The organism is Leclercia sp. EC_58 (genome assembly GCF_019584355.1).
In the GTDB taxonomy this organism is placed as follows: domain Bacteria; phylum Pseudomonadota; class Gammaproteobacteria; order Enterobacterales; family Enterobacteriaceae; genus Enterobacter.
Genome location: NZ_VDAM01000001.1, coordinates 711,298 through 726,717, shown reverse-complemented (window position 1 = coordinate 726,717; position 15,420 = coordinate 711,298). Strand labels below are relative to the sequence as shown.

At 57.8% G+C, this 15,420-nt stretch carries 16 protein-coding genes and 1 pseudogene; 11 read left to right on the top strand and 6 right to left on the bottom strand.

Annotation, left to right across the window (positions count from 1 at the left end; translation table 11 throughout):
- Positions 1-2: 2 nt before the first annotated feature.
- Positions 3-1,187: an MFS transporter TsgA gene (tsgA, locus tag FHC51_RS03720; RefSeq protein ID WP_220434915.1), complete on the bottom strand. Its 1,185-nt coding sequence runs from the start codon at positions 1,185-1,187 to the stop codon at positions 3-5.
- A gap of 278 nt (positions 1,188-1,465) precedes the next feature.
- Between tsgA and ppiA the strand changes: the two genes are divergently transcribed.
- From ppiA to FHC51_RS03695, 5 genes are all read left to right on the top strand, one after another.
- The gene (gene ppiA / locus FHC51_RS03715) at positions 1,466-2,038 is read left to right on the top strand and encodes a peptidylprolyl isomerase A (protein WP_220434914.1); all 573 of its coding nucleotides are present in this window, start codon (positions 1,466-1,468) and stop codon (positions 2,036-2,038) included.
- 108 nt (positions 2,039-2,146) lie between these two features.
- Positions 2,147-2,314, top strand: a complete 168-nt coding sequence (locus FHC51_RS03710) for a YhfG family protein (RefSeq protein WP_103177289.1) — start codon at positions 2,147-2,149, stop codon at positions 2,312-2,314.
- Positions 2,304-2,906, top strand: coding sequence for a putative adenosine monophosphate-protein transferase Fic (locus FHC51_RS03705; RefSeq protein WP_220434913.1), 603 nt, complete (start codon positions 2,304-2,306; stop codon positions 2,904-2,906). Before FHC51_RS03710 ends, FHC51_RS03705 begins: the two co-directional genes overlap by 11 nt.
- A gap of 30 nt (positions 2,907-2,936) precedes the next feature.
- Positions 2,937-3,500 carry an aminodeoxychorismate synthase component 2 gene (gene pabA / locus FHC51_RS03700; RefSeq protein ID WP_220434912.1) on the top strand — a complete coding sequence of 188 codons (564 nt, stop codon included), beginning with the start codon at positions 2,937-2,939 and terminating at the stop codon, positions 3,498-3,500.
- Positions 3,501-3,587: 87 nt separating this feature from the next.
- Positions 3,588-4,808: an aspartate aminotransferase family protein gene (locus FHC51_RS03695; RefSeq protein ID WP_220434911.1), complete on the top strand. Its 1,221-nt coding sequence runs from the start codon at positions 3,588-3,590 to the stop codon at positions 4,806-4,808.
- Positions 4,809-4,884: 76 nt separating this feature from the next.
- Here FHC51_RS03695 and FHC51_RS03690 read toward each other — a convergent pair whose 3' ends face one another.
- Together FHC51_RS03690 and crp are read right to left on the bottom strand one after the other, a co-directional pair.
- Complete coding sequence (locus tag FHC51_RS03690; RefSeq protein WP_103824830.1) at positions 4,885-6,972, bottom strand: YccS/YhfK family putative transporter; 2,088 nt, start codon at positions 6,970-6,972, stop codon at positions 4,885-4,887.
- 57 nt (positions 6,973-7,029) lie between these two features.
- The gene (gene crp / locus FHC51_RS03685) at positions 7,030-7,662 is read right to left on the bottom strand and encodes a cAMP-activated global transcriptional regulator CRP (protein WP_000242758.1); all 633 of its coding nucleotides are present in this window, start codon (positions 7,660-7,662) and stop codon (positions 7,030-7,032) included.
- A gap of 309 nt (positions 7,663-7,971) precedes the next feature.
- Between crp and FHC51_RS03680 the strand changes: the two genes are divergently transcribed.
- Positions 7,972-8,376, top strand: a complete 405-nt coding sequence (locus FHC51_RS03680) for an OsmC family protein (protein WP_103824831.1) — start codon at positions 7,972-7,974, stop codon at positions 8,374-8,376.
- Between the two features lie 90 nt (positions 8,377-8,466).
- On the opposite strand, the gene FHC51_RS03675 is transcribed toward FHC51_RS03680, so the two are convergent.
- The 3 genes and pseudogenes from FHC51_RS03675 to FHC51_RS03665 form a co-directional block, all read right to left on the bottom strand.
- A complete protein-coding gene (locus tag FHC51_RS03675; protein WP_103824832.1) occupies positions 8,467-9,336 on the bottom strand; it encodes a phosphoribulokinase in 870 nt (289 codons plus the stop codon).
- A gap of 30 nt (positions 9,337-9,366) precedes the next feature.
- Entirely contained in the window at positions 9,367-9,585 is a 219-nt protein-coding gene (locus tag FHC51_RS03670; protein WP_103824833.1) for a YheU family protein, read from the bottom strand.
- A 2-nt stretch (positions 9,586-9,587) separates the two neighbouring features.
- Positions 9,588-10,605 (bottom strand): annotated as a pseudogene (locus FHC51_RS03665) (hydrolase).
- A gap of 287 nt (positions 10,606-10,892) precedes the next feature.
- Between FHC51_RS03665 and mdcA the strand changes: the two are divergent.
- The 5 genes from mdcA to mdcE are packed head-to-tail and all read left to right on the top strand — an operon-like array spanning position 10,893 to position 15,340.
- On the top strand, positions 10,893-12,548 hold the full coding sequence (gene mdcA, locus FHC51_RS03660; protein ID WP_220434910.1) for a malonate decarboxylase subunit alpha: 1,656 nt from the start codon (positions 10,893-10,895) through the stop codon (positions 12,546-12,548).
- Positions 12,548-13,405 (top strand): triphosphoribosyl-dephospho-CoA synthase, encoded by an 858-nt coding sequence (locus FHC51_RS03655; protein WP_220434909.1) that lies wholly within the window; start codon positions 12,548-12,550, stop codon positions 13,403-13,405. Before mdcA ends, FHC51_RS03655 begins: the two co-directional genes overlap by 1 nt.
- Positions 13,406-13,414: 9 nt before the next feature.
- Positions 13,415-13,714, top strand: a complete 300-nt coding sequence (gene mdcC / locus FHC51_RS03650; protein WP_103824837.1) for a malonate decarboxylase acyl carrier protein — start codon at positions 13,415-13,417, stop codon at positions 13,712-13,714.
- A complete protein-coding gene (locus tag FHC51_RS03645; RefSeq protein WP_103824838.1) occupies positions 13,707-14,540 on the top strand; it encodes a biotin-independent malonate decarboxylase subunit beta in 834 nt (277 codons plus the stop codon). Before mdcC ends, FHC51_RS03645 begins: the two co-directional genes overlap by 8 nt.
- Positions 14,540-15,340: a biotin-independent malonate decarboxylase subunit gamma gene (gene mdcE / locus FHC51_RS03640; RefSeq protein ID WP_220436645.1), complete on the top strand. Its 801-nt coding sequence runs from the start codon at positions 14,540-14,542 to the stop codon at positions 15,338-15,340. The genes FHC51_RS03645 and mdcE overlap by 1 nt, the downstream gene beginning before the upstream one ends.
- Positions 15,341-15,420: the final 80 nt, after the last annotated feature.

Genomic DNA, 15,420 nt, shown 5'->3' with positions numbered 1-15,420 from the left:
GATTAGTGCGTCACTGCCGCCGCGTTATGCTGGCGGTGGCGGGTGACGAAGCCCAGCACGAGGCACATCACAAATACCACGGCATAAAGACCATTGGCGGTGTGTAACGCTGCCAGCGGGCCCTTATGCGCCACAATCGGGCCGGTCACCACGAAGGTCAGCATGGTGCCGATGGTGCCGCAGGTCAGCACGAAGTTAACCAGCTTCGGCGAGGCCACTTTGGTCTGCAGGGAGCCCAGGGTGATGATCGAGGTGTAAATGGCGCTGGAGAAGAAGCCGAGCGTCAGGATAAACCACGGCATCTGCTCCGGGGAGCCGTTGATAAAGAGGTACATCAGCACGGTGGCGACGCCCGCCAGCACGGTGAGGATCCGCTGCAGATCGAAGAAGCGCAGGATAAAGCTGAACGCCCACATGCCGAACATGTAGGACATCCAGAAGTCACTCACCAGCTTACCGGCATCGTTCAGGCTCATCCCCAGACCTTTGGCATACTCCGGTACCCAGGAGATAAAGCCCAACTGGCCCAGGATGTAGCAGAGGGCGGCGACAGAGAGGAACAGGACGCCAATCCCCCATTTTTCTTTTACCACCGGCTCGCTGGTGGTCTGCGCTTTTTTGCCCAGAACCGGGAAGTCACAGCCGAAGGTCAGAATAAAGATCGCCACATAGACCAGACCAATGCAGGCGTAGACCCAGTACCACTCAATGCTGCGGGCCAGCAGCGCGGCGGCCACAATCGGGAAGATCATCCCTGCCATGCTGAAGAAGGAGTCGGTGAAGAGTAGTCGCGCGCCGCGCTGGCGGCCTTCATACATGTGGGTGATGAGGAATGTCCCGATGGACATGGTGATGCCGCTGACCAGACCCAGCACAAACATGGCGGCGGAGAACAAGGCGATGCTGTGGCTGAGCATCAGACCCGCCACGGCAAGGACCATCAACACAAAGCCAAAACGCAGCTGCGTTTTCAGCGGGACGATTTCCATCAGCCAGGCATTGAGAAAAATGGAGATCAGGATCCCGGCGTTAAGAAAGGTGAAGGTGTTACTCATGCTGGAAACGGGCAGGTTGAAATAGTCTGCGATATTTCCCATCACCATCCCGGTGACAATTACCAACGCACCGGTGAGGGCGTAGGAGAAGAAGCTGATCCATGTGAGCTTGATACGATTGCTGTTAGTCATGACTGGCCTGTGAATAGAAGTGTAAAGCGCATTGACGGCGCTGCGAGCGGCCAGATTTTAATCGTGAATGTGATCTAATCAAATCTTTTAGGACAAATTAATCATTCATTGCATAAAAAAGAGTGATATTAATCACGTTAAGGTCGCTGGCATGACTTTGCCGGGCGGTTACATCTGTTTCAAATAGGTAAAATTAGGTAAAGGGCTGGCCTACGTTCATACTGCTCTTTAGAATCAAGCCATTCGCTTTCTTTACTGCGCTTTGTTAAGGAATTCTCATGCTCAAATCAACCCTGGTGGCTGTCGCGGCTGTACTCGCTCTTTCAGCCCTCTCTCCTGCTGCGCTGGCAGCGAAAGGAGACCCGCACGTTCTGTTGACCACCTCTGCCGGCAACATTGAGCTGGAACTGAACAGCCAGAAAGCTCCCGTTTCTGTGAAAAACTTCCTCGATTATGTCAACAGCGGTTTTTATAACGGCACCACGTTCCACCGTGTGATCCCGGGCTTTATGGTGCAGGGCGGCGGCTTCAACGAGCAGATGCAGCAGAAGCAGCCAAACCCGCCAATCAAGAACGAAGCGGATAACGGCCTGCGTAACACCCGCGGCACCATCTCCATGGCGCGTACCGCCGATAAAGACAGCGCAACCAGTCAGTTCTTCCTCAACGTGGCGGATAACGCCTTCCTCGACCATGGCCAGCGTGATTTTGGCTATGCGGTGTTTGGTAAAGTTGTGAAAGGCATGGATGTGGCCGATAAAATTTCTCAGGTACAGACGCACGACGTCGGTCCTTATCAGAATGTGCCGTCAAAACCGATAGTTATCCTCTCTGCGAAAGTCCTGCCTTAATGCGTAATGGCGCGGGCAAGTTTTGCCCGCGTTACCTTTACCTCCCTGCGAAACCGCAGTTTGCTGCTTATACTTGTGGCAACACGGGCACAAGCAGGGAGGAAAAAGGTGAAAAAACTCACTGATAAGCAAAAATCCCGTCTTTGGGAACAGCAGCGAAACGCGAATTTTCAGGCCAGTCGCCGACTTGAAGGCGTCGATAGTCCATTAGTCACGCTCAATGCCGACGAGGCAGAACTGCGTCTTGAGGAGCTCAGGAGGCAGTATGAGCGATAAATACGGCAACGATCGCGATCCCTATCTCTATCCCGGGCTGAATGTCATGCGTAACCGGCTGGGCATCCGCCAGGCGGAGCGTCTGGCGCAGGCGGCGTATGAATTCACCGCGCTGCGAGCGGCAACCCTGGGGCTGGGACCGCTGCTGCGCGGCCTGCCGCATCTGTGCGCCATTCATCAGCATATCTATCAGGATATCTTCGACTGGGCGGGTGATATTCGTGAGATGGATATTTATCAGGGCGATACCCGCTTCTGCCACTTCGCCTACATCGAAAAAGAGGGCAATGCCCTGATGCAGGATCTGGAGGAGGAGGGATATCTCGTCGGGCTGGAGAGAGAGGATATCATTAACCGCCTCAGCCACTACTATTGCGAGATTAACGTCCTGCATCCGTTCCGCATCGGCAACGGTATTGTTCAGCGCATCTTCTTTGAGCAGCTGGCGATCCATGCGGGCTATCAGCTTTACTGGCGCGGTATCGACCCGGAAGAGTGGGCGCAGGCCAACCAGAGCGGTGCGATGGGGGATCTGAGCGCGTTGAACGCAATCTTCCGTAAAGTGGTAAGCGAAGCCGGGGAAACTGAGTAGAATAGGGCGGCCATTTTTTCAGGAGCCGCCATGATTCTGCTGATTGATAACTACGATTCCTTCACCTGGAACCTCTACCAGTATTTTTGCGAGCTGGGGGCGGAGGTGGTGGTCCGGCGCAACGACGCACTCTCTCTGGAGGATGTCGCCGCGCTCAATCCGCAAAAAATCGTTATCTCCCCCGGCCCCTGCACCCCGGATGAGTCCGGCATCTCGCTGGCGGTGATCCAGCGCTATGCCGGTAAAGTGCCGATCCTCGGCGTCTGCCTCGGGCATCAGGCCATCGCCCAGGTCTTTGGTGCGACCATTGTGCGGGCCGCGAAAGTGATGCACGGCAAAACCTCCCCGGTGACGCACAACGGTGCCGGGGTGTTCTGCGGCCTGAATAATCCCCTTACCGTCACCCGCTATCACTCTCTCATCATCGATCCGCCCACCTTACCCGACTGCTTTGAGGTGACCGCCTGGAGCGAAACGCAGGAGATCATGGGTATCCGTCACCGTGAATGGGATCTGGAAGGGGTGCAGTTCCATCCCGAAAGCATTCTCAGCGAACAGGGCCACCAGCTGCTGGCTAATTTCCTCAAACGTTGATTTTTAGTTGCCATGAAGTGATTTTTTAAGCATATTTCGTGATTATATTTTCACTTCTGCTTTTTGCTTAAAAAAGGGTGGGGTTACATGGCAACTGAACAATCTGCAATTACGCGCGCAACATTCGATGAGGTGATACTGCCAATTTATGCACCGGCTGAGTTTATCCCGGTGAAGGGGAAAGGCAGCCGCGTCTGGGATCAACAGGGCAAAGAGTACATTGATTTTGCGGGCGGCATTGCGGTAACGGCGTTAGGTCACTGCCACCCGGCGCTGGTCGAGGCGCTCAAAACCCAAGGCGAAACCCTGTGGCACACCAGCAACGTCTTTACCAACGAACCGGCGCTGCGCCTGGGCCGCAAAATCATTGACGCCACCTTTGCCGAGCGCGTGCTGTTTATGAACTCCGGCACCGAAGCCAACGAAACCGCTTTTAAGCTGGCCCGCTATTACGCCTCCACCCGCCACAGCCCGTTTAAAACCAAAATCATCGCCTTCCACAATGCGTTTCATGGCCGTTCGCTGTTTACCGTGACCGTGGGCGGTCAGCCAAAATATTCCGATGGTTTTGGCCCGAAACCGGCCGACATCATCCACGTGCCGTTTAACGATCTGCATGCGGTAAAAGCGGTGATGGACGATCACACCTGCGCGGTGGTGGTTGAGCCGATCCAGGGTGAAGGCGGCGTGATGGCGGCAACGCCAGAATTCCTGCAGGGGCTGCGCGATCTGTGCGATCAGCACCAGGCCCTGCTGGTCTTTGACGAAGTGCAGAGCGGCATGGGGCGCACCGGGGATCTGTTTGCTTATATGCACTACGGCGTGACGCCGGACATCCTGACCAGCGCCAAAGCGCTCGGGGGTGGCTTCCCGGTGAGCGCCGTGCTCACCACGCAGGATATCGCGTCGGCATTCCACGTGGGCTCTCACGGCTCGACCTACGGCGGCAACCCGCTGGCGTGCGCGGTTGCCGGGGCGGCGTTCGATATCATCAATACCCCGGAAGTGCTGAGCGGCGTCAATACAAAGCGCGAGCAGTTTGTGAAGCATCTTCAGCAGATCGATGCGCAGTACGATGTCTTCAGCGATATCCGTGGCATGGGGCTGTTGATTGGCGCCGAACTGAAGCCGCAATACAAAGGCCGGGCGCGCGATTTCCTCTACGCCGCCGCCAGTGAAGGGGCGATGGTGCTCAACGCCGGGCCGGACGTGATGCGCTTTGCGCCATCGCTGCTGGTGGAAAGCGCGGATATCGAAGAGGGGATGACCCGCTTTGCGCAGGCGGTGAAGCGGGTGGTTCAGCAGTAGCTGTGTAGCCCGGCGGCGCTACGCTTGCACGGGCCTACAAGACCGTAGGCCGGGTAAGCGCAGCGCCACCCGGCGTTTAATACGGTGTGCGTTTCAAACGCCGTATCAACCAGATGCCATGATGCGGACGCTGGCGCCACGCCACCGACGAAATGGTGTGCATGGTATTCAGATGCCCCAGGGTGCGCTGCAGATGTTGTTCCAGCGTACTCATGGGGCCTTGCGTCAGGGTCTCTGGCGCTTCCAGAATATTGCTGTCCCCACTCTCACCCGGCTCGTCATACTCCAGACGCTGCTGACAGCGCTGAAGGGCGATTTCACACGACTGCAGATAACGCTGCGCCAGGTCTGGCGTCAGCATCGTATGCTCCCGCGCCAGGGTCGTCATTGCGTTGATATGCTCGACGATAAACTGGCTGTGCGTCACCCAGAGTTTCATATCCGCCAGATATGCCGAATTGAAGCCCGGCTCCTGCATCGCCTGATTGAGGGAGTTGAACAGCGCATTGTGCGCCTGATTGACCTTCATGCGCTGCCAGGCCAGCGGCGTGGGTTGCGGATCGTCGCTGAGGATCAGGCGGATGGCTTCCTGATCGGCCTCCAGCGCGTCGTGAGCATTCTGCCGCAACAATCCGCTCTGCCACTGCGGCCACAGCCAGACCATGCCGCCAAAGGCAATCAGGCAGCCAATCAGCGTATCGGCCAGCCGGGCGATAATAAACTGCTCACCGTTGAGCGTAATCAGTTGCAGGCTGTACACGGCGGTCAGCGTAAAGCCCACCGTCGCCCAGCCGTAGCTCTTGCGAATGATCAGGTAGCTTACCAGCGTCACCAACAGCATACCGGCCAGGGTATAGCCTTCCGGGACGTGTAAGTGCAGGGTGATCCCCGCAATAATCAGCCCCGCCATCGTGCCGCCCGCCCGGTGGAGGATGCGCACCCGCGTGGCGCTGTAGCCGTTTTGCGTCACCAGCAGCACGGTCATTAAGATCCAGTAAGGCTTAGGCAGATGCAGCGCCATCCCCATCAGGCTGGCGATACTCAGCATCACGCTGATGCGGGCCGCATTGCGCAGGGCGGCAGACTTCAGCGACAGATAGCTTCTCAGGGCGGGGATCAGCGGCAGGCGTTTCTGCTTGTCTGCCATCAGGTCGCGGGGGTAGAGCGGGCGCTGGGTGCGCAGCACCCGGGCAATACGGCTGAAGTGCCAGGCGCAGAACTGGCCCACCGGGTTATCCGGATGCTGACGGGCGATCTTCTCCAGCGCGCCGAGCTGCTTGTCCATGGTGAAACGGGTGGGGTAGCGATGATAGAGAATGTCGTCAGCCAGCACCCGCAGCCGGGCGGCGACGGTCTGTGCGTTCCAGCGGATCACCGCTTCGGCGTGGCTGCGTTCCACCAGCTTTTGCACCTCCTGCGGATGATGCAGGCTGACGGAGATATGCTCCTGCAGATCCAGCCCCACCTGGAAGGTACGCAGCAGGCGTTTGTATTCATGATTCCTGTTCGCCGCCAGCATATGCAGCTGCTGGTAGCACTGACTAATCAGGTCCACCACCTTCTGCTGGCGTGCCAGCAGCGGCGGCAGCGATTTTTCCGGGTCGGTATGCTGGGTCAGCAGGGTGTATTTCGCTTCGCAGTAATCGGCCAGCTGGCGGTAGAGCACGCTCAGGGATTCACGCAGCGGCTGCTCCCGCCACAGCCAGAACCAGAACCAGTTAAACAGACCGTACCAGAGTGTCCCCAGGGCGTAGATCAGCAGCGGCGCCCAGATCGGCATATTCCCCGCCAGACTGAGGGTAAAGATGGCCGCAATCAGCGAGGCGGGCAGCAGGCGGGCGTGCAGGGCGCTGATCTCCGCCGTGACGCCCAGCGTCATCGCCAGGGCGGTCAGAATGAGGGGCAGCGGAATATCACGCGCCAGCAGCAATTGCACCGCAAGACTACAGCCAGCAAACAGGCAGCCGCCAATCATCAGGCGTTTAAAAAAGCGTTTATGGGGCGTGTCGAGACCCGCAATGTTGCAGCAGGCGGGAACGAGAGAAAACAGAAGGCCGTATTGCAGGTAACCGAGAACTAAACCCACAGCCACAGGGAGACACAGCACCAGGGTTTGCCGCAGTGCGTAGTTAACTTCCGGGTGGTAAATGAGCCTGCGCCACATGGGTGAGAGAGACAAAAACGGAGTGTCATCATGCGATGCCACGCCGTCTGAGCGGAATTAACGTGTTCCGTAAACCACGATGGTTTTACCGTGGGCGGAAATCAGGTTCTGATCTTCCAGCATTTTCAAAATACGGCCCACTGTCTCACGGGAACAACCGACGATCTGACCAATTTCCTGACGGGTAATTTTAATTTGCATACCGTCCGGGTGGGTCATGGCGTCTGGCTGTTTCGCCAGGTTCAGCAGCGTCTGAGCAATACGGCCCGTTACGTCCAGGAAGGCGAGGTTGCCCACTTTCTCGGAAGTAACTTGCAGACGGCGAGCCATCTGCGAAGAGAGGCGCATCAGGATATCCGGGTTAACCTGGATCAGCTGGCGGAACTTTTTATAAGAGATCTCAGCCACTTCACACGCGGTTTTCGCACGGACCCAGGCGCTACGCTCCTGACCTTCTTCAAACAGGCCCAGTTCACCGATAAAGTCTCCCTGATTCAGGTAAGAGAGGATCATCTCTTTGCCTTCTTCATCTTTGATCAGCACTGCCACTGAGCCTTTGACGATGTAATACAACGTTTCCGCTTTTTCACCCTGGTGAATCAGCGTGCTCTTCGATGGGTACTTATGAATGTGGCAATGAGACAAGAACCATTCGAGAGTCGGGTCTGTTTGCGGTTTGCCAAGCACCATGCGCTGTTATCCTCTGTTATAAGCTGGCTCCAGAGTCTGGCTCTGTACCTGTACTCTGGGGTTGCAATCGTATTCTTTCCCCTGCCTGGGGTCTGGCTGTCACAATGATTAGCAGCCTGTAATGTGTGATGTCCTCTGCATACATGTGCAACGTCAATGTATTACTGTAGCATCTCGACTGTTTTAGCATAGCTTTTGCCGCGTGTCTCCTGGTGTCTCGCTTCAGCTTGATGCAGGTCGACTTCCGTTGCCAGAATTGTTACTGGCGCGTAATCTGACAAGAAAAATGCAATCCTGGAGTGAGTTAAAATGCAAGCACGTGTGAAATGGGTTGAAGGTTTAACGTTTCTCGGTGAGTCCGCGTCGGGGCACCAGATTCTGATGGATGGCAACTCCGGTGATAAAGCACCCAGCCCGATGGAAGTGGTTCTGATGGCGGCGGGTGGATGCAGCGCTATCGACGTGGTATCGATTCTGCAAAAAGGGCGTCACGATGTGACCGACTGCGAAGTGAAACTGACCTCAGAGCGTCGGGATGAAGCACCGCGTCTCTTCACCCATATCAACCTGCATTTCGTGGTGACCGGCAAAGCGCTGAAAGATGCTGCGGTCTCCCGCGCGGTAGATCTCTCTGCAGAGAAGTACTGCTCCGTGGCGCTGATGCTGGAGAAAGCGGTCAATATTACCCATTCGTATGAAGTGATCGAGGCGTAAGGCCTGGATCAAACGCCGGGCAGCACTTCGTTTGCCCGGCCTACAGAACCTTGTAGGCCCGGTAAGCGTAGCGCCACCGGGCAACACGCCTCAATCGATCTTCTTCCCTTCCATTAACCGCTGCACCAGCGGTGTCATGATTAACTCCATCGCCAGCCCCATCTTCCCACCCGGCACCACCAGCGTATTGATGTGTGAAATAAACGAACCCTGCAGCATCGCCAGCAGCCAGGGGTAATCGATATTGTCCAGATTGCGGAAATGGATCACCACAAAGCTCTCATCCAGCGACGGGATGCCTTTAGCGGCAAAGGGGTTAGAGGTGTCCACGGTCGGGACGCGCTGGAAATTAATATGGGTGCGGGAAAACTGCGGCGTCAGGAAGTTGATGTAATCCTCCATGGAGCGAACCACCGAATCCATCACCGCCTCGCGGGAATGGCCGCGCTCGCTGGTATCCCGCGTCAGCTTCTGGATCCACTCCAGGTTTACAATGGGTACGACGCCCACCAGCAGATCGACATGGCGCGCCACGTCATGGTGCGGCGTAACGACCCCGCCGTGCAGACCTTCATAAAACAGCACATCCGTGGGTTCTGGCAGCGGCTGCCAGGGAGTGAAAGTGCCCGGCACCTGGTTCCAGGGTACCGCTTCATCATAGGTATGCAGGTATTTGCGCGACTGGCCGGTGCCGCTTCGACCGTACTCTGCAAAGGTCTGCTCCAGCAGGCCAAAGTCGTTAGCATCCGGGCCAAAGTAGCTGATATGTTTGCCTAAATCACGGGCCTTGCGGATGGCCATATCCATCTCAGGGCGGGTGTAGCGGTGAAAGCTGTCGCCTTCCACTTCCGCGGCACGCAGATGCAGTTGCGAGAAGATCTTACGAAAGGCGAGGCTGGTGGTGGTGGTACCCGCACCACTCGATCCTGTGACGGCGATAACCGGATGTCTGGCGGACATAGCAACTCCCTGAGTGGAAAGATGTCGCGGTTAACCGCGAAATTGATTGCGAGGCATGATGTTGACGGTTTCGTGCAGCTCGGACCATACGACCAGCACCTCACCGCTTTGCAGCTGGCGCCTGACATCAGCGACCTTCTGCTCAAGCGAACGTTCCTCTTCACCATAATCGGTGCCTTCGCGTAACACAAAACTTTCAATCAGATTATCCAGCGTTTCGGGAGCCAGATCTTGCCAGGGAATAATCATGTTTATTTTTCCAGATAGGGAGTCAGCCAGTCCGGGATACGTGTCTCCAGCCACATCTGCGGTCGGCGCAGCGTTCCGCTGATAAAGCCCACGTGTCCGCCATGTTCGGTCAGCTGATACTGTACGTTTGCCGGTAAATGTTCCGGCGCCGGAATCGAATGATGATCCATAAACGGATCGTCTTTCGCATGAATGATCATGCGTAGGCCGGGTGATTTGATTCAGCAATGGCATGGCGCTGCACTGACGATAGTAGTCAATCGCATCGGCAAAACCGTGAATTTTCGCGGTGATCAGATCGTCAAATTCACGAATGCGCCGCATGCGCTTGAGCTGCTCAAGGTTTATCGGCAGCGAGCCCGGATAGGCCTTCAGTTTTCGTGAGGCGTTGCCTTTCAACAGGTTAAGCAGGTAGCGCTGATACACGCGCGAAAAGCCCTTATCCATATGATAGCTGCACTGTTCCAGCATAAACGGGGCAGAGACGATGACGGCGGCATCCAGCGGGATCGTATCCCCCTCTTTCGCCAGCAGGCAGGCGAGCATGTTTCCCCCCAGCGAATAACCCACCGCAGCGGTGGGGGCCGGGCCGTGGGTCTCCGCCAGCCAGCGCAGGAACCATGTGCCATCCTCTGTTTCGCCGGAGTGATAGATGCGTTTCTGGCGATTGGGTTCGCCGCTACAGCCTCTGAAATGCATCACCACGCCCAGCCAGCCGCGCGCTTTTGCCGCCTGAATCAGGCCGTGAGCATAGGGGCTGTGCAGGCTGCCCTCCAGACCATGAAAGACCACCAGCCGGGGTTTGTGCTGTGCCTTAGAGGGATCTTCACTCCATGCCAGATCCACAAAGTCATCATCCGGCAGGTCGAGTCGCTGCCAGACGGGGGTAAAAAGCACTTTACGGCGGATGAGACGCGGCAGCATGGTTTGCAGATGGCGGTTCGACAGGCCCCGCATGGGGACAAAGGTCGCGCTCTCGTCGGGCGTAAAGTTAAATTCAGATGGGATTGTCTGCGTCATAACGGTGTGATGTTAATTCTTCTCAATCGTTCACTATACCTTCCGAATCGGCTCCTGTTTATAAAAAGCCACGCGATTGCGCGATCGCCTCTCCTCACAGCGCCCTTTTTTGACCCGTAGCCTGTTGTTTCACAACGTCAAATGATCCCGATCACAATTAATTGCCTTCTTTATTACTCTCAGGCTAACGATTCTATTCCAAGCTTAATTGATGCCTTTATCACCAGGGTGCAGACTTAACTCAACGTTAAGCAAATCTAAAGATGTGCTGAATCAGGAGGTTAACAATGTTATCAGGGCAAACGCCAGCCCGGAACTGGAATACGCGTCGCACTGAAAAAGCGCGCCGCCTGGCTTCCGTCCCGGTGCAGGGCAAGGTACTGCCAACAGGCGACCTCGTCGCTATGCTGGAAAAACTGATCGCCCCAGGCGACAAAGTCGTACTGGAAGGCAATAACCAGAAGCAGGCGGATTTCCTTTCCCGCTCGCTGGCCGAGGTGAATCCTCAGGTCGTTCACGATCTGCATATGATTATGCCGAGCGTGGGCCGCAGCGAACACCTGGATATCTTTGAAAAAGGCATCGCCCGCAAGCTCGACTTCTCCTTCTCCGGTACCCAGAGCCTGCGTATTTCGCAGCTGCTGGAGGATGGACAGCTGGAGATCGGTGCGATCCATACCTACATCGAACTCTACTCCCGCCTCTATGTCGATCTGTCGCCGAACGTGGCGCTGATTGCCGGGTTTAAAGCGGATCGTAAAGGTAATCTCTACACCGGTGCCAGAACCGAAGATACCCCGGCGCTGGTAGAAGCCGCCGCCTTCCACGACGGCATCGTCATCGCCCAGGTGAACGAACTGGTGGACGACGAGTGTGACCTGCCGCGCGTGGATATCCCCGGCTCCTGGATTGATTTCGTGGTCGTCGCCGACAAGCCGTTCTTCATCGAACCGCTCTTCACCCGTGACCCACGCCTGATCAAACAGGAACATATCCTGATGGCGATGATGGCCATCAAGGGCATTTATGCGGAACACCAGGTGCAGTCCCTGAACCACGGGATTGGCTTCAACACCGCGGCGATTGAGCTGCTTCTGCCTACCTACGGCGAACAGCTCGGACTCAAAGGCAAAATCTGTAAACACTGGACCCTGAACCCGCATCCGACGCTGATCCCGGCGATTGAGAGCGGCTGGGTGGAGAGCGTGCACTGCTTCGGCGGTGAGCTGGGGATGGAAGAGTACATTCGTGCCCGTCTGGATATCTTCTTTACCGGTGCCGATGGCTCCATGCGCTCTAACCGCGCCTTCTGTCAGCTGGCAGGCCAGTACGCGGTCGATATGTTTATCGGCTCAACCCTGCAGGTGGATGGTTACGCCAACTCCTCTACCGTGACCCGCGGCCGTCTTTCCGGCTTCGGCGGGGCGCCCAACATGGGCCATGACCCGCACGGTCGCCGTCATGCCACCCCGGCCTGGCTGAACATGATCACCGAGCCCGACCCGATGCAGCGCGGTAAGAAACTGGTCGTGCAGATGGTCGAAACCTTCCAGGCAGGCGTGAAGCCGACCTTCGTCGAAAAACTCGATGCGGTTGATGTGGCGAAAGCCTCCGGTATGCCGCTGGCACCGGTCATGATCTACGGCGATGACGTCACCCACGTGCTGACGGAAGAGGGGATTGCTTACCTCTACCGGGCGAAAGATCTGGAAGAGCGTCGCGCCATGGTCGCCGCGGTCGCAGGTATCACCGATATCGGCCTGGGTGTGGACGCTAAACGCGTCGCCGAGCTGCGCCAGAGCGGCAAAGTGCTCTACCCGGAAGATATGGGCATTCGCCGCACCGACGCCACCCGCTCGCTGCTGGCGGCGGGCAGCGTCTCTGACCTGGTTGAATGGTCCGGCGGTCTCTACAACCCACCTGCGAAATTCCGGAGCTGGTAATGAAACTTCTGCCCCGGATCCAGGTTGAAGGCGGTGCCGAATGGCTGGCGCGAACCGCCACGCAGTGTCTCATTGACGAAGCGCGACTTAGCCCGAAACCCGGTCTGGTGGACAGTCGGGGGAACGGCGCGCACCACGATCTCTCGCTCGCGCTGATGGAGCGCTCGGCGCACAGCCTGACCCCTACGTTTCAGGCGCTGGCGCTGCAAAGCTGGCAGCGTCCGGCCGATATCGCGCTACGGCAGACCGTGGGTCGGCTGGGGCGCGAAGGCGAGCAGCAGATGATGGCCGCCACCGGCGGGGTGAATACCCACCGTGGCGCTATCTGGGCGCTGGGATTGTTAGTCAGCGCCGTGGCGATGCATGGCGGCAGCGCAACAGCGCAGTCGGTCGCCGACACCGCCGCGCAGCTGGCGAAACTGCCGGATGACGCCGCGCCGAAAGTGTTCAGCAAAGGGCTGCGCGCCACCCACCGTTATCGGGTGCCGGGCGCGCGCGAAGAGGCGCGGCAGGCGTTTCCGCACATTATGCAGCGGGCGTTGCCGCAGCTTCGCCTGAGCCGTCTTAACGGCAGTAGCGAAGCCCATGCCCGGCTCGATGCGCTGATGGCGATCATGACCTCATTAACCGATACCTGCGTGCTTTCCCGCGCCGGAATGGAGGGGTTAGATGCCATGCAGCACGGGGCCCGGGCGGTATTAGCCGCTGGCGGCACCGCACAGCCTGAGGGGCAACGTGCGCTCGCGGTATTAGACAAACAGATGCTCTTGCTCAATGCCTCACCGGGCGGCGCGGCCGACCTGCTGGCCGCCACGCTGTTCCTTGACCGCATAGAGACGCCTTATTTAGCGAATTAAGAGGATGTTATGGAAAAAATCACATTAACACTGCCCGCCAGCCGTGCCCTGAACGGCAAAGCGCTGGCAGGCGTTGTGGGCTCCGGGGATATGGAGGTGTTATTTACCGCCGACCAGGGCCAGACATTAACAGTCGAGATCACCACCTCCGTCGATAACAGCCGTGGCCGCTGGGACGCGCTGTTTAACAGACTGCAAACCGTCAGCAGCCTGCCGGCTGGCAAGCTAACCATTCACGACTTTGGCGCAACGCCGGGCGTGGCGCGCATTCGTATCGAACAGGTCTTTGAGGGGGTGAGCCATGCGTGATGACAGCAGCTTTATTGAATTGAAAGCGCGCCAGCGTGCGCAGGCGCTGCTCGACGAGGGCAGCTACCGCGAACTGCTGGATCCGTTTGAAGGGATTATCTCTCCGTGGCTGGGGCCGCAGGGCATTGTGCCGCAGGCCGATGACGGCATGGTGGTGGCAAAAGGCACCATCAACGGTAAACCCGCCGTGGTCGTGGCGATCGAAGGCGCGTTCCAGGGTGGCAGCATGGGCGAAGTCTCCGGCGCCAAAATGGCGGCCGCGCTGGAGCTGGCGGCGGAAGATAACCGTAACGGCATTCCAACCCAGGCGGTACTGAGCCTCGAAACCGGCGGCGTACGTCTGCAGGAGGCTAACCTTGGCCTGGCGGCGATTGCCGATATCCACGCGGCCATCGTCGATCTGCGTCGCTATACCCCGGTCATCGGCATTGTCGCCGGTACCGTTGGTTGCTTCGGCGGGATGTCCATTGCCGCAGCGCTGTGCAGCTATCTGATTGTGACCCGCGAAGCGCGTCTCGGTCTGAACGGCCCGCAGGTTATCGAGCAGGAAGCGGGCATTGAAGAGTACGACTCCCGCGACCGTCCGTTTATCTGGAGCATGACCGGGGGCGAAATTCGCTATCAAAGCGGGCTGGTGGATGCCCTGGTGGGCGACGGCGTGAACGCGGTGAAAGCGGCGATGAACGACGCGATTGCGAAAGGCGTGCCGGCAAAACACCGCACCGACAACTATGACTGGTATCTCGAACGCCTGAGTCACTTCGACACGCGCAAACAGGCGGATACCGAACAGATTCACGCGCTCTTTGCCCGGGAGGTGAAATGATGAGTACTTCAATTAGCCGTGGTGAACTCTGGCTGGAAACCCTTGCGCCGAATGCCCGTCGTCTGGAAGGGCTCTGCCCGTCGGTTCAGGCGGCGGACGGCGAGCTGAATGGCGAAGCGGTACGCTTTGTGGCGGTGGTGCCGGATGCAAACAACCACTATCCGCGTGCGGCACGAGGCGAAGTCGGTCTGCTGGAGGGCTGGACGCTGGCGAAAGTGGTGAGCGAAACCGTTGCCGCCGACGCCGATAACGCCGTGAAACGCCCGATTGTGGCGGTGATCGACGTGCCGAGCCAGGCCTATGGTCGCCGTGAAGAGGGCTTTGGTATTCATCAGGCGCTGGCCGGTGCTGCTGCGGCCTATGCTAACGCGCGTCTGGCGGGCCATCCGGTGATTGGTCTGATCGTCGGGAAAGCGATGTCCGGGGCGTTTCTGGCCCACGGCTATCAGGCCAACCGGCTGATCGCCTTCAACGACAAGGGCGTGCTGATCCACGCGATGGGCAAAGAGTCTGCCGCCCGCATCACGCTGCGTACCGTTGAGGCGCTGGAAAAACTGGCGGCGACCATTCCGCCTATGGCCTATGACATCAGTAACTACGCTACCCTGGGGCTGCTGGAGAACCTGCTGGATATCAGCAATCCGGACGCACCTTCATCCATCGATCTGGCGCTGGTGAAAACCACGTTGCAACAGGCCATTGATGACGCTCGCCGGGATCCGACGCTGAAAAGCCGTCTGGGTGCCGACAATCGCCATAGCTCCGCTCTTGTACGCGAACGTATGCGAGCTAGCTGGTAATACCAAAAAATAAAAGACCTGCCAGATGCACGCCCCGTGGGCGCACCCGTTGCGCCCGCGTGGGAACCTGCATCCTGAAA